This window comes from Streptomyces sp. NPDC048606, from assembly GCF_040650855.1.
Taxonomy (GTDB): Bacteria; Actinomycetota; Actinomycetes; order Streptomycetales; family Streptomycetaceae; genus Streptomyces.
The window spans coordinates 55,476-68,807 of sequence record NZ_JBEZIB010000042.1 but is presented as its reverse complement, the minus strand read 5'-3'; the positions used below and the strand labels follow the sequence as shown (position 1 = coordinate 68,807).

Annotated in this window: 10 protein-coding genes; 6 read left to right on the top strand and 4 right to left on the bottom strand. The window is 71.9% G+C overall.

Annotated features, from left to right (window positions below; genetic code table 11):
* Positions 1–218: 218 nt before the first annotated feature.
* Positions 219–3,377: an isoleucine--tRNA ligase gene (ileS, locus tag AB0D01_RS33880; RefSeq protein WP_363062128.1), complete on the bottom strand. Its 3,159-nt coding sequence runs from the start codon at positions 3,375–3,377 to the stop codon at positions 219–221.
* Positions 3,378–3,943: 566 nt separating this feature from the next.
* Between ileS and AB0D01_RS33875 the strand changes: the two genes are divergently transcribed.
* The 5 genes from AB0D01_RS33875 (at position 3,944) to AB0D01_RS33855 (ending at position 8,603) form a co-directional block, all read left to right on the top strand.
* Positions 3,944–4,753: a TraR/DksA C4-type zinc finger protein gene (locus tag AB0D01_RS33875; protein WP_363062126.1), complete on the top strand. Its 810-nt coding sequence runs from the start codon at positions 3,944–3,946 to the stop codon at positions 4,751–4,753.
* A gap of 104 nt (positions 4,754–4,857) precedes the next feature.
* A complete protein-coding gene (lspA, locus tag AB0D01_RS33870) occupies positions 4,858–5,424 on the top strand; it encodes a signal peptidase II (protein ID WP_363062124.1) in 567 nt (188 codons plus the stop codon).
* Positions 5,425–5,476: 52 nt separating this feature from the next.
* Positions 5,477–6,418, top strand: coding sequence for an RluA family pseudouridine synthase (locus tag AB0D01_RS33865; protein WP_363062123.1), 942 nt, complete (start codon positions 5,477–5,479; stop codon positions 6,416–6,418).
* Positions 6,415–6,876: a GNAT family N-acetyltransferase gene (locus tag AB0D01_RS33860; protein WP_363062121.1), complete on the top strand. Its 462-nt coding sequence runs from the start codon at positions 6,415–6,417 to the stop codon at positions 6,874–6,876. Before AB0D01_RS33865 ends, AB0D01_RS33860 begins: the two co-directional genes overlap by 4 nt.
* Before the next feature lie 134 nt (positions 6,877–7,010).
* The gene (locus AB0D01_RS33855; RefSeq protein ID WP_363062119.1) at positions 7,011–8,603 is read left to right on the top strand and encodes a Na+/H+ antiporter; all 1,593 of its coding nucleotides are present in this window, start codon (positions 7,011–7,013) and stop codon (positions 8,601–8,603) included.
* A 29-nt stretch (positions 8,604–8,632) separates the two neighbouring features.
* On the opposite strand, the gene AB0D01_RS33850 is transcribed toward AB0D01_RS33855, so the two are convergent.
* Positions 8,633–9,685 carry a mechanosensitive ion channel domain-containing protein gene (locus tag AB0D01_RS33850; RefSeq protein ID WP_363062136.1) on the bottom strand — a complete coding sequence of 351 codons (1,053 nt, stop codon included), beginning with the start codon at positions 9,683–9,685 and terminating at the stop codon, positions 8,633–8,635.
* Between the two features lie 70 nt (positions 9,686–9,755).
* Between AB0D01_RS33850 and AB0D01_RS33845 the strand changes: the two genes are divergently transcribed.
* On the top strand, positions 9,756–10,325 hold the full coding sequence (locus AB0D01_RS33845) for a dienelactone hydrolase family protein (RefSeq protein ID WP_363062117.1): 570 nt from the start codon (positions 9,756–9,758) through the stop codon (positions 10,323–10,325).
* A gap of 105 nt (positions 10,326–10,430) precedes the next feature.
* Here AB0D01_RS33845 and AB0D01_RS33840 read toward each other — a convergent pair whose 3' ends face one another.
* Positions 10,431–11,435, bottom strand: coding sequence for a zinc metalloprotease (locus AB0D01_RS33840; protein ID WP_363062115.1), 1,005 nt, complete (start codon positions 11,433–11,435; stop codon positions 10,431–10,433).
* 180 nt (positions 11,436–11,615) lie between these two features.
* Positions 11,616–13,262 (bottom strand): alkaline phosphatase D family protein, encoded by a 1,647-nt coding sequence (locus AB0D01_RS33835; protein ID WP_363062113.1) that lies wholly within the window; start codon positions 13,260–13,262, stop codon positions 11,616–11,618.
* Positions 13,263–13,332: the final 70 nt, after the last annotated feature.

Genomic DNA, 13,332 nt, shown 5'->3' with positions numbered 1-13,332 from the left:
CGGGCCCGTCGGGGGCGGGGCGGGCCCCGCCCGCGGGGCCCCGCCGCCCCCGGCCCGTTCCCGTACCCGGGCGGGGTCCGGCCGGGGCGCCGGTGGGGCGGGGCCGGTCGTACTCCCGTACACCGGTACTCCCGCGCCCCCGCAGGCGCCCCCGCGCCCCTGCGGAACGCGAAGCGGCCCGCACCCCCGGTGGGGGCGCGGGCCGCGTGCGGTACGGGTTACGCCTTGCGGAGGCGGAACGTCAGGCCGAGCGGTTCGTCCGGGAAGGGCTCGCCGTACGCGGCGTCCGCCTCGCCGGAGGCGAAGTCCGTCGCCAGGACCTCGTCCGCGATCAGCGCCGCGTGGTCGGTCAGGGCCGTCACGACCTCCGGGTCGGCCGAGGACCAGCGCAGGGCGATCCGGTCCGCCACGTCCAGCCCCGAGTTCTTGCGGGCCTCCTGGATCAGGCGGATCGCGTCACGGGCGAGGCCCGCGAGCCGCAGCTCGGGGGTGATCTCCAGGTCCAGGGCGACCGTCGCGCCCGAGTCGGACGCCACCGACCAGCCCTCGCGCGGGGTCTCGGTGATGATGACCTCCTCCGGGGTGAGGGTCACCGTCTCGCCGTTCACCTCCACGCTCGCCTCGCCCGACCGCAGCGCCAGCGACAGCGCCGCCGCGTCGGCCGCGGCCACCGCCTTCGCCACGTCCTGGACGCCCTTGCCGAAGCGCTTGCCCAGCGCCCGGAAGTTCGCCTTCGCGGTCGTGTCCACGAGGGACCCGCCGACCTCCGACAGGGAGGCCAGCGAGGAGACGTTCAGCTCCTCGGTGATCTGCGAGTGCAGCTCCGGGGAGAGCGACTCGAAGCCCGACACCGCGACCAGCGCGCGCGACAGCGGCTGGCGGGTCTTGACGCCGGATTCCGCGCGAGTGGCGCGACCCAGCTCCACGAGGCGGCGTACCAGCAGCATCTGCCCGGACAGGACCGGGTCGATCGCGGCGGTGTCCGCCTCGGGCCAGGAGGAGAGGTGGACCGACTCCGGGGCGTCCGGGGTGACGGGGACGATCATGTCCTGCCAGACCCGCTCGGTGATGAAGGGGGTCAGGGGCGCCATCAGGCGGGTCACCGTCTCCACCACGTCGTGCAGGGTGCGCAGCGCGGCCGCGTCGCCCTGCCAGAAGCGGCGGCGCGAACGACGCACGTACCAGTTGGAGAGGTCGTCGACGAAGGCCGAGAGCAACTTGCCCGCGCGCTGGGTGTCGTACGCCTCCATCGCCTCGGTGACCTCGACCACGAGGCCGTTCAGCTCGGAGAGCAGCCAGCGGTCCAGGACCGTGCGGTCCGCGGGGGCCGGATCGGCCGCCGACGGGGCCCACTCGGAGGTGCGGGCGTACAGGGCCTGGAAGGCGACGGTGTTCCAGTACGTGAGGAGCGTCTTGCGGACGACCTCCTGGATCGTGCCGTGGCCGACGCGGCGGGCCGCCCAGGGGGAGCCGCCGGCCGCCATGAACCACCGCACCGCGTCGGCGCCGTGCTGGTCCATCAGCGGGATCGGCTGGAGGATGTTGCCCAGGTGCTTGGACATCTTGCGGCCGTCCTCGGCGAGGATGTGGCCGAGGCAGACCACGTTCTCGTAGGAGGACTTGTCGAAGACGAGGGTGCCGACCGCCATCAGCGTGTAGAACCAGCCGCGCGTCTGGTCGATGGCCTCCGAGATGAACTGCGCCGGATAGCGCTTCTCGAAGACGTCCTTGTTCTTGTACGGGTAGCCCCACTGCGCGAACGGCATCGAACCCGAGTCGTACCAGGCGTCGATGACCTCGGGGACGCGGACGGCTTCGAGGGAGCAGCCCTCGGCGGTGCAGGTGAAGGTGACGTCGTCGATGTACGGGCGGTGCGGGTCCAGGTTCGAGTGGTCCCGGCCGGACAGCTCGGACAGCTCGGCGCGGGAGCCGACGCAGGTGAGGTGGTTCTCCTCGCAGCGCCAGATCGGCAGCGGGGTGCCCCAGTAGCGGTTGCGCGAGAGCGCCCAGTCGATGTTGTTGTTCAGCCAGTCGCCGAAGCGGCCCTGCTTGACCGAGTCCGGGAACCAGTTCGTCTTCTCGTTCTCCCGCAGCATCGCGTCCTTGACGGCGGTGGTGCGGATGTACCAGGACGGCTGCGCGTAGTAGAGCAGCGCCGTGTGGCAGCGCCAGCAGTGCGGGTAGCTGTGCTCGTAGGCGATGTGCTTGAAGAGCAGGCCGCGGGCGTCGAGGTCGGCCGTCAGCTTCTCGTCGGCCTTCTTGAAGAACACGCCGCCGACGAGCGGGACCTCCTCCTCGAAGGTGCCGTCGGGCCGGACCGGGTTCACGACGGGCAGGCCGTACGCACGGCAGACCGCGAGGTCGTCGGCGCCGAAGGCGGGGGACTGGTGGACCAGACCCGTACCGTCCTCGGTCGTGACGTACTCGGCGTTCACGACGTAGTGGGCGGGCGCCGGGAACTCCACGAGCTCGAAGGGGCGCCGGTAGGTCCAGCGCTCCATCTCCTTGCCGGTGAAGGTCTCGCCGGTGGCCTCCCAGCCCTCGCCGAGGGACTTCTCCAGCAGCGGCTGGGCGACGACCAGCTTCTCCGTGCCCTCGCCGTCGGTACGGCGGGCGACGACGTAGGTGACCTCGGGGTGCGCGGCGACGGCCGTGTTGGACACCAGGGTCCACGGGGTCGTCGTCCAGACCAGGAGGGCGGCCTCGCCGGCGAGCGGGCCGGAGGTCAGCGGGAAGCGGACGTAGACGGAGGGGTCGACGACCGTCTCGTAGCCCTGGGCCAGCTCGTGGTCGGACAGGCCGGTGCCGCACCGCGGGCACCAGGGGGCGACGCGGTGGTCCTGGGTCAGCAGGCCCTTGTTGAAGATCTCCTTGAGCGACCACCACACGGACTCGACGTACTCGGGGTCCATGGTCCGGTAGGCGTCGTCCAGGTCGACCCAGTAGCCCATGCGGGTCGTGAGCTCGGTGAACGCGTCGGTGTGGCGGGTCACGGACTCGCGGCACTTGGCGTTGAACTCGGCGATGCCGTACGCCTCGATGTCCTGCTTGCCGTTGAAGCCGAGTTCCTTCTCGACGGCGAGCTCGACGGGCAGGCCGTGGCAGTCCCAGCCGGCCTTGCGCGCCACGTGGTAACCGCGCATGGTGCGGAAGCGGGGGAAGACGTCCTTGAAGACGCGGGCCTCGATGTGGTGCGCGCCGGGCATGCCGTTCGCGGTGGGCGGGCCCTCGTAGAAGACCCACTCGGGGCGGCCCTCGGACTGCTCCAGCGTCTTGGCGAAGGTCTTGCTCTCGCGCCAGAAGTCGAGAACGGCGTGTTCGAGGGCGGGCAGGTCGACCTGGGCGGGTACCGGGCGGTACTGCGGCGGTGTGGTCACGATGCTGAACTCTTCCTCCGGCGGGATTCGCTTCCGTCCGGAGGGACGAGAGCGCTGACGGCTCCCGCGGTACCACCCTCCTTGGCCCCCGGACACGTCCGGCGACCCCCTCATTGGGGTGCGAAGCCGGTTCTACTCGCCCCACGGGACTCCCGTGGGGGCTTTCTTCCGGCGGCTCCGGGGTGATCCTTCACATCGCGCTCGCCCCCGGGCTCTCACCGTCCCCGGGTCGCTCCTGGCTGCGTCCGACGCTACTCGTCCCCATCCATGCCTCTCGCTGCGCCCAGTGTACGGGCCGGGGCCCGGGTCGGCAGACCGATTTGCGGGGTGTCCGGCGGGGGCGGCGGCGGGGGCGGCGCAGGGCCGCCGCGTGCCCCGAACGGCCCGACGCCGCGATCCCGGTTCCACCGGTGCGGGTGGGGCGGATTACCGGGGCTCCCGCTGGGCACAACGGATGCAGGTTGACCTCGCTGGACGCGTGCCCCGTTGCCGTCGGGTCGGCGCCGACTTATCGTTCCGGCACGATTCGCGAACAAGATCACAGTATGTGAAAAGGGGCCGCGGCCATGGTGGCGAAGAAGACGGCGACGCAGGAGGTGGCTGCTGTGCCAGGCTCCACGCCTGCCGCCAAACGGGCCGCTCCGGCCGAGGAGGCGGTGGCGAAGAAGGCCGCGCCGAAGACGGCCGCCAAGAAGACGGCCGCCAAGACGGCCGCCGCCGCGAAGAAGACCGCCGCGAAGAAGACCACCGCGAGGAAGGCCCCGGCGAAGAAGGTCGCCGACGCGGCCCCGGCGGCCGTCGAGAGCACCACGGGCAAGGTCACGGCCAAGGCGGCCGCGACCGAGGGGGCGGCCCCGGCCGCGCGGAAGACGGGAGCTCGGAAAGTGGTTGCCAAGAAGACCGCGGGTACGGCCAGGAAGACGGCGGCCGCCGCCACGAGCGGGCTCCCCAAGGCGCGCGAGGTCGCGGCCGGGACGCCCGGAGAGCTCGCCGTACGGCCCGGCGAGGAGCCCTGGACCGAGCAGGAGGTCGAGGAGGCCCGTACGGAGCTGCTGTCGGAGGTGCTGCGGCTGCGCGCCGAACTGGACGCCTCCGAGGTGGCCATCTCGGGCCTGATGCGGGATTCCGGCGACGGCGCGGGCGACGACCAGGCCGACACCGGCACCAAGAACATCACCCGGGAGTCCGAGCTCGCCCTCGCCGCGAACGCCACCTCGATGCTGGAGCAGACCGAGCGGGCCCTGGAACGGCTGGAGGCGGGCACGTACGGCCTCTGCGAGAACTGCGGGCAGCCCATCGGCAAGGCCCGGATGCAGGCGTTCCCCCGCGCCACCCTCTGCGTGGACTGCAAGCAGAAGCAGGAGCGGAGGCACTAGGCGGGATCGGCGCGCCCTGACGTACCCTCGTGTCCAGTCAGGGTCCAGGAACCTGGCCGGTGTGATCGTCGACAACCTGGTTCGAGCTAGTTCGAGGGACTCACGTGACAGAGGCGGAGCGCATCATCGGTACGCCGGAGGTCGGGGACGACGCCGAGCCGCAGCCGGAGCCGGACGCGCCCAGGGGGCACCGGCGGATCGCGGCGCTGCTCGTCGTGGCGGTGCTCGCGTACCTGCTCGACCTCGGCAGCAAGATGGTCGTGGTGGCGAGGCTGGAGCACCAGCCGCCGATCCGGATCATCGGCGACCTGCTGAAGTTCGAGGCGATCCGCAACCCCGGTGCCGCCTTCGGCTTCGGCGAGGCCTTCACGATCATCTTCACCTGCATCGCGGCCACCGTGATCGTGGTGATCGTCCGGCTGGCCCGCAAGCTCTACAGCCTGCCGTGGGCCATCGCGCTGGGCCTGCTGCTCGGTGGCGCGCTGGGCAACCTCACGGACCGGATCTTCCGCTCGCCGGGCGTCTTCCGGGGTGCGGTCGTCGACTTCATCGCCCCCGCCCACTTCGCCGTCTTCAACCTCGCGGACTCGGCGATCGTGTGCGGCGGCATCCTGATCGTCCTGCTCTCCTTCCGGGGGCTGGACCCGGACGGCACCGTCCACAAGGACTGATCGACGGGCGCTCGCGGGAAAGGTCCGGCGTCGAGTCCTGCATACTCGACAGGTGAGTACGATTCCCGAGATCCGCACCCTGCCCGTTCCCGATGGCCTCGAAGGCGAGCGCGTCGACGCCGCCATCGCCCGTATGTTCGGTTTCTCCCGGACGAAGGCGGCCGAGCTGGCGGCGGAGGGGAAGGTCTCGGTCGACGGCAGCGTCGTCGGCAAGTCCGAGCGGGTGCACGGCGGTGCCTGGCTCGAAGTCGAGATGCCGGCTCCGCCGCGTCCCGTCGAGCTGGTCGCCGAGCCGGTCCCCGGCATGGAGATCGTCCACGACGACGACGACATCGTGGTCATCATGAAGCCGGTGGGCGTCGCCGCCCACCCCAGCCCCGGCTGGACCGGCACCACCGTCATCGGCGGCCTGGCCGCCGCCGGCTACCGCATCTCCACCTCCGGCGCCTCCGAGCGCCAGGGCATCGTGCACCGCCTCGACGTCGGCACCTCCGGCCTGATGGCCGTCGCGAAGTCCGAGCGCGCCTACACCTCGCTGAAGAACCAGTTCCGCGAGCGCGTCGTCGACAAGCGCTACCACGCGCTGGTGCAGGGCCACCCGGACCCGATGAGCGGCACCATCGACGCGCCGATCGGACGTCACCCCAGCGCCGACTACAAGTGGGCCGTGACGCAGGACGGCAAGGCGTCCGTCACGCACTACGACCTCATCGAGGCCTTCCGCGCGGCCTCGCTGCTGGACATCAAGCTGGAGACGGGCCGCACGCACCAGATCCGCGTGCACATGTCCGCCCACCGCCACCCCTGCGTCGGCGACCTGACCTACGGCGCCGACCCGACCGTCGCCAAGCGCCTGGGCCTGACCCGCCAGTGGCTGCACGCGGTGCGGCTCGGCTTCGAGCACCCGGCCGACGGGCAGTGGGTGGAGTTCGAGAGCACCTACCCGGCCGACCTCCAGCACGCGCTGGACGTGATCCGGGCCGAGAGCCAGTGACCGTCACGGTCAGGGCGGCCGTCTCGGACGCCGACCGCGAGGCCTGCTACGCGGTGCGGACCGAGGTGTTCGTGGTCGAGCAGTCCGTGCCGGAGTCCATCGAGTACGACGCGTACGACGCGATCGCGGTGCACGTCCTGGCCGTGGACGAGGACGGGCGGCCCCTGGGCACCGGCCGGCTGCTGTACGGGCCCGAGGCCCTCGGCAAGACCGGCTCCCCGGAGATCGGCTCGCTCGGCCGGCTCGCCGTGCTGAAGTCCGCGCGCGGGCTCGGCGTGGGCGTGGCCCTGGTCCGGGCGATCGAGGCCGAGGCGGCGCGGCTCGGCCTGACCGCCGTCGACCTCGGGGCGCAGACGCACGCGCTCGGCTTCTACGAACGGCTCGGCTACGTGGCCTACGGCCCGGAGTTCGAGGACGCGGGCATCCCGCACCGGTCCATGCGGCGCGCCCTGCCGTAGCCGCGCCCTGCCCAGGGCCTCCGTCGCGCGCCCGTCGCCCGCCGCCCGCCCCTCCGCACGCGCGAGTGGGCGGGCGGCGCCGCGTGGGCCCCACGGTCCCCGGGAGGACGGGCGGCGGCGGATACGGTGGGGGAGTGGATCAGCTCGCTCTGCTCTTCGTGCTGCTGCTCGGGGCCGTCGTCACCGTGCCGCTCGGAGACCGCCTGGGGTTGCCCGCGCCCGTGCTGATGACCATCGGCGGCGTGGTGCTCGCGCTGGTGCCCGCCGTGCCGAACGTCGACATCCCGCCCGAGTACATCCTGCCGCTGGTCCTGCCCCCGCTGCTGTACGCCTCGGTCCAGCGGACCTCCTGGCGGCAGTTCGCGGCCAACTTCCGTCCGATCCTGCTGCTCGCCGTGGCCCTGGTCTTCGTGACCACCGCAGCCGTGGCCGGCGTCGCGCACGCCGTCGTCCCCGGTCTGCCGATCGCCGCCGCCGTGGCGCTCGGCGCGCTCGTCGCCCCGCCCGACCCGGTGGCGGCCACCGCCGTGGCGGGCGCCCTCGGCCTGCCGCGCCGGCTGGTGTCGATCCTGGAGGGCGAGGGGCTCTTCAACGACGTCACCGCGATCGTGCTCTACCACGTCGCCGTCGCCGCCGCCGTCAGCGGGAGCTTCTCCTGGCCGGACGCGCTCGGCGAGTTCGTGCTGTCGGCCGTGGTCGCCGTCGCCGTCGGCCTCGCCCTCGGCTGGATCACGAACCGGATGATGGGCCGGCTGGGCGACGCCACCCTCCAGATCGGTCTGACGCTGCTGGTGCCGTTCGTGGCGTACGTGGTCGCGGAGGAACTGATGGGTTCCGGGGTGCTGGCCGTGCTGACGACGGCCCTGTTCCTGGCCGAGTACGCCTCCGACGCGGACGACGTGCTGGGGCGCCTGGCCGGGCACACGTTCTGGGAAGTCGTGGACATGCTGGTCACCGGCGTCGCCTTCGGGCTGATCGGCCTGGAGCTGCACAACGTCTTCGGCGTCGCGCAGGGGCGCGTGGGCGAGATGGTGGGCTGGGCGGCCGTGGTGGTCGCGGTGGTGGTCGGCGTGCGCCTGGTGTGGCTGCTGCCGGCGGGCTGGGTGGCGAAGAAGCTCCACCGGCGGCGGGACTGGGAGGAGGAGATCCCGCTGAGCTGGCGGGAGAGCGTCGTCATGTGGTGGGCGGGGATGCGGGGGGTGGCCTCGGTGGCCCTGGCGCTGGCGATCCCCTTCGAGACGGACGCGGGCACGCCCTTCCCCGCGCGGGACGAGATCGTCTTCATCGCCTTCGCCGTCATCATGGCCACCCTGCTCTGCCAGGGCATGACGCTGCCCTGGCTGGTGCGGCGCCTGGGGGTGCGGGCGGACATCGACGCCGAACGCGAGACCGAGCGGCGGCTCGCGATCCGCGCGGCGAAGGCGGCCAAGCGGCGGCTGAAGGAGATCGAGGAGGTGGAGGACCTCCCGGAGGACCTGGTGGAGGTGCTCTACCGGCGGGCGTACGACGTCGGGGCCAGGATCAGCCCCGACATGGTCGACGAGGAGCGCCGGGAGGCCTACGCGAAGCGGGTGGAGCGGATCCGCGACGTCCAGCGGATCCAGCGGGAGATGATGTCCGCGGCCCGGCACGAGGTGCTGGCGGCCCGCAGCGAGCCGGGGGCCGACCCGGAGATCGTGGACCGCGTCCTGCGCCACCTGGACGTCCGCAGCCTGCGCAGTCCGTAGGGCCCGTCGGGCCGGCCGGCCGTCACGGGTCAGGGGCGGGGGTCGGCGGGGCGGTGTTCGGCCTCCGTGGTGGCGACGCGGGGGAGGGCGTAGGGGTGTTCGGCGGCGAGCCAGGTGATCATCCGCTCGCGCACGGCGCAGCGTACGGTCCACACCTCGTCGGCGTTGCGCGCGGTGACCACCGCGCGGACCACGATGGTGTTCGGGGTGGTGTCGGTGACGGCGAGGGAGCCGGTGCGGCCGTCCCACTCGGGGATGTCCTTGAGCAGCATGGCCAGCCGGTCGCGCATCAGGGCGACGGGCGCCGAGTGGTCCACGTGCCAGAAGACGGTGCCGGTCATCTCGGCGCCGCCGCGCGACCAGTTCTCGTAGGGCTTGCCGGTGAAGTAGGAGACGGGCATGGTGATGCGCCGCTCGTCCCAGGTGCGGACCACCAGGAACGTCAGGGTGATCTCCTCGACCGTGCCCCACTCCTTGTCCACGACCACGGTGTCGCCGATGCGCACGGTGTCGCCGAAGGCGATCTGGAGCCCGGCGAAGAGGTTGCCGAGGGAGGACTGCGCGGCGATGCCCGCGACGATGCCGAGGACACCGGCCGAGGCCAGCACCGAGGCGCCGGCCACCTTCATGGCGGGGAAGGTCAGCAGCATCGCGGCGATCGAGACCACCACGGCCACCGCGGCGACCACCCGTTGGATCAGCGTGACCTGGGTGCGCACCCGGCGTACGCGGGCGTCGTTCGGCGAGGCGGCGGCGTAGCGGGCGTAGGCCGAGTCCACGACGGCGGTGGCGATGCGGACGAGCAGCCAGGCGGTCGAGGCGATCATGACCAGGGTCAGGGCGTGGCCCACGCCCGCGGAGTGCTGCGGCAGGATCCCGGCCCGCCGGTGCGTGCTCTGGAGCAGGGCGGTGGCGAGGACCAGCCGGAAGGGCGTCACGCAGCGGCGCAGCAGGCCCCACAGGGGGGTGTCGGTGTGGCGGGCGTCGGCCGCGCGCAGCAGCAGGTCGAGCAGCCACCCGGCGAGCAGGGTGACGACCAGCGCTGCTGCGACGAACACCACGGGGCGCAGGACGTTCTCCATTTCCATGCGGGAGAACGTAACCGCGCGGAGCCGTCGTATCCCCGCCTTCGACGAATGGCACGATGGGGGGATGAACATCATGCTCTTCCATTCGACGTACGGGCTGCGGCCCGCGGTCCACGCGGCGGCCGACCGGCTGCGCGCGGCCGGGCACGAGGTCCACGTGCCCGACCTCTTCGAGGGCCGTACGTTCGCGACGGTCGAGGAGGGGGTGGCCCACCGGGACGAGGTGGGTCGCGACGAGCTGCTGAAGCGGGCGGTGCTCGCCGCCGCGCCGTATTCCGAGCGGGGGCTGGTCTACGCAGGCTTCTCCTTCGGCGGCTCGATCGCCCAGCACCTGGCGCTGGCCGACGACAAGGCGCGCGGGCTGTTGCTCCTGCACGGCACGGCGGACCTGGAGGAGGACGCGAGCGCCGACGAGCTGCCGGTGCAGCTGCACGTCGCGGACCCGGACCCCTTCGAGCCGCACGACTGGCTGACGGCCTGGTACCTGCGGATGCGGCGGGCCGGGGCGGACGTGGAGGTGCACACCTACCCGGGTGCGGGGCACCTGTTCACGGACCCGGAGCTGGAGGACTACGACGCCGAGGCCGCCGAGGAGACCTGGAAGGTCGCGCTCGGCTTCCTCGACACGCTCTAGGTCGGAAGGCGCGGCCTGGTCCGGCCGGTTTCGGGACCGGGATGACGAAGGGGCACCGGAGCGCGGCCGCCGCCGCGCTCCGGTGCCCCTTCGCGTCGTGGGGGATCAGGCGCGGTACGCCGTCCACATGCTCTTCATGCGCGACACCTGGCCGGCGGTGAACTGGTACATGCAGGCGTCGTAGGTGTAGTCCATGAAGTTGTGGATCGGGTCGGCGCCGGCCTTGCTCGCGCAGGAGTCACGGCCGGTCGGGCACTCGAAGGCCGCGCTCTTCTCGGCGGGGGTGTCGGCGACGGAGTCGCCGTTGCCCGTGCAGCCGCCCTGGAAGGTGTGGTAGAGCCCGAGCCAGTGGCCGACCTCGTGGGTGGCGGTGTCGCCCTCGTTGTAGTGGGCGGAGGAGCCGCCCGGCAGCGAGGAGTTGAGCAGGACGACGCCGTCCATCTTGGGCTGGGAGGCGTAGGAGCTGGGGAAGGTGGCCCAGCCGAGCAGCCCGCCGCCGAGGTTGGCGGTGTAGACGTTCAGCGCGTTCTTGCCACCCTTGCGCAGGGTGTTCTTCATGTCCTTCTCGGCCTGGGTGCCGTCGGAGACGTTGTACCAGGCGGCGTTGTCGGTGTAGTCGGTGCCGGCCAGGGTGAAGCGGAAGCCGGAGTCGACGTTGCCCGTGCCCTGGCCGGAGTAGGCCGAGTTGAGGACCGCGAGCTGCTTGTCGATGTCGGACGCCGTCAGCTTGCCGGTGGTGCCGGAGTGGATGACGTGGACGTACACCGGGATGTCGGTGGCGGCCGCCGCGGCGTTCGCGCCCTGGAGCTGCTGCGGGGCGAGCCGGAGCCCGGCCAGCTTCTTCTGCAGGTCGGCGTCCATGGCCTTGACCTGGGCCTCGGTGACCTCGTTGGGCTCCTCGGCGGCGTGCTCGTCCTTGGGTCGTACGACGCGGGCGTTGGCCGCGGCGCCGGCCGACTCCTGCGCGCAGGCCTCGGCCGGGGTCCTGTCGGCCGCCGCGGCGACGCCGCCGGGGGCCGACAGCGGGGTGAGGGCCAGGGTGGAGGCCAGCACGGCCGCGCCCAGGAGGCGGCGACGGAGAAGGGGGGATATGCGGGCGGAAGCGCGCACGTTGACTCCTCGGAAAGCGTGGTGGGGGGTGAGGGTGGGGACCTCACGCTGGCCGGAAGCTTACGTGTGCATGTCAGCCATGTGACAAGTACTCGTAGGTTAAATATTTGTTGCCCGTGATGCGGATGGGGCGCCTGGTCTGCACCAAGCGCCCCCTCACGCGGTAAAATTGACGGTCAATCAGTAAACCGGTCGGTCGGCCCGCTCCACCTTCTGCGTGCCGTTCAGGGTCCGGTACGAGCGGTCCCAGGAAGAGGTCGCGTCAGGGCGCCGCTTGTCCGAAACCACGTAGTAGTCCATCTGCGAACGCTCGGCCGTCACGTCCAGCACCCCGTAGCCGTGGGCGTCCATGTCCAGCCACTTGACGTGCCAGTTCGCCGCCTTGACGGCCGTCTCCGCGGCCAGCGAGACGGTGTTCGGCAGGACGTGCAGCATGTCGTCGATGTTGTCGGAAGTCACCGAAGTGACCACGAACTCCGTCGCCGCCGTCCCCGAGCCCGGGTACGTGGCCATGTTCACCGGGACCTCGTTCGCCCACGCCATGTGGATGTCGCCGGTCAGGAACACCGTGTTCTTGACGTTCCGGTCCTTCAAGTGACCGAGGAGTTCCTTGCGATCGTCGGTGTACCCGTCCCACTGGTCCACGTTGACCGCGATTCCGCCCTCGGGCAGGCCCAGGAGCTTCGTCAGCGGCTTCAGGAGGTGCGCGGGCAGCGAGGCGAAGGCGACCGGCGAGATCATCACCGAGGTGCCCACCAGCTTCCACGTCGCCGTCGAGCTCGCCAGGCCGGCCTTCAGCCAGTCCAGCTGCGCCCGCCCGGTCAGGGTGCGCTCGGGGTCGTCCACCCCGCCGTTGCCGATCTTGGACTGCTCGGAGCGGAAGGAGCGCAGGTCCAGCAGGTGGAGGTCGGCGAGGGTGCCGAAGCGCAGCCTGCGGTAGACGGTGCCCGCCGTGGAGGTGCGGACCGGCATCCACTCGAAGTACGCCTGCTTGGCGGCGGCGGCGCGGGCCGCCCACTCGCCCTCGGCCCCCGGGGTGTGGTTCTCGGCGCCGCCGGCCCAGGCGTCGTTGGCGAACTCGTGGTCGTCCCAGATGGCGATGACCGGGTGGGCCGCGTGCAGCGCCTGGAGGTCGCCGTCCGTCTTGTACTTGCCGTGCCGGGTGCGGTAGTCGGCGAGCGAGACGATCTCGTGCCGGGGCTCGTGCGGGCGGACGACGTACTTCGCCTCGGGGTAACCCCCGCTCTGGTACTCGTAGATGTAGTCGCCCAGGTGCAGGACCGCCTGGAGGTCGGCGCGGGCCGCCAGGTGGCGGTACGCCGAGAACCAGCCGGACTCCCAGTTGGCGCAGGAGACCACGCCGAAGCGGAGCCCGGGCGTCGTCGTCTCGGCGGCCGGGGCCGTCAGGGTGCGCCCGACCGGGGAGACGCCGGAGCCGGCGGTGAACCGGTACCAGTACGGGGTCTGCGGGCGCAGCCCGCGGACGTCCACCTTGACGGTGTGGTCCGCGGCGGCGCTCGTGGTGACGGAACCGCTCGCGACGGGGCGGGAGAAGGCCTTGTCCTCGGCCACCTCCCAGCCCACGGTGGTGGCGGCTCCGAGCCCGGAGCCGGGTACGGCCTCGGGCGTCGGGGTGACGCGGGTCCACAGCAGGACCCCGTCGGGCAGCGGGTCGCCGGAGGCGACGCCGTGCAGGAACGCGGGCGCGGCCCCCGCCGCGTGGGCGGCCGGAGCGCCCAGGGTGGTGAGCGGCGCGAGCGCGGCCGTGGCCGCCGCGGCCAGAACGACCGTACGACGGCGCGGAGAAGAGGAGAGATGACTGGTCACGGCCGATCATATTACTGATCGGTACTGTTTTCGGACAGGGTCGTAAAGCGAACGGGCGGGCGAACTCGAA